Here is a 455-nt window from a genome sequence, read left to right as displayed (position 1 = left end):
CGCCGATTTTCGCGAACAAATGCGCGTAGATGGAACGGTCACACCACATCGTCTAATCAACAGCTTAAAAAATGCCATCATCGAAACCAATCGAGAGTTGTTGGAATGGAAAAAGAAAGAAATTGGTTTGGGTTATCAGTCGCTTGAGAGTGTGCCTGCCAATAAAATTCATGAGGGCGAATCCTCAGAGTCCGAGCTTATTTATCTTTATCGCCGCGCTGTATTTTGCGGTGCGAAAGCCAATATCACTGAGCGATATCGTGATATTGATACCACGCCTAGTGGTAATAAAAAAGCCGATGCGCTTGAGCCAAATATTGATGATTTGCAACGTGATGCGTTATGGGCAATCCAGCGAATCAAGGGCGCAACACATAACATTGTTGAGCTGATATGAAGATTAGAACAATTCAAGGTGACACCGTTGACGCTATTTGTTGGCGATTTTACGGAAG

General features: G+C 43.7%; 2 protein-coding genes. Both read left to right on the top strand.

What is annotated here, in order from left to right; all coding sequences use genetic code 11:
* Positions 1-397 (top strand): head completion/stabilization protein (locus tag PROVRUST_RS18395; protein ID WP_006816423.1); only part of this gene is annotated, 397 nt, incomplete at its 5' end.
* Positions 394-455: tail protein X (locus tag PROVRUST_RS20740; protein WP_211207517.1), on the top strand; the 62-nt coding region annotated here is incomplete at its 3' end. The genes PROVRUST_RS18395 and PROVRUST_RS20740, both read left to right, overlap by 4 nt.

It is taken from the genome of Providencia rustigianii DSM 4541, from assembly GCF_000156395.1.
GTDB lineage: Bacteria > Pseudomonadota > Gammaproteobacteria > Enterobacterales > Enterobacteriaceae > Providencia > Providencia rustigianii.
This window is presented reverse-complemented; position numbering and strand designations above follow the sequence as displayed.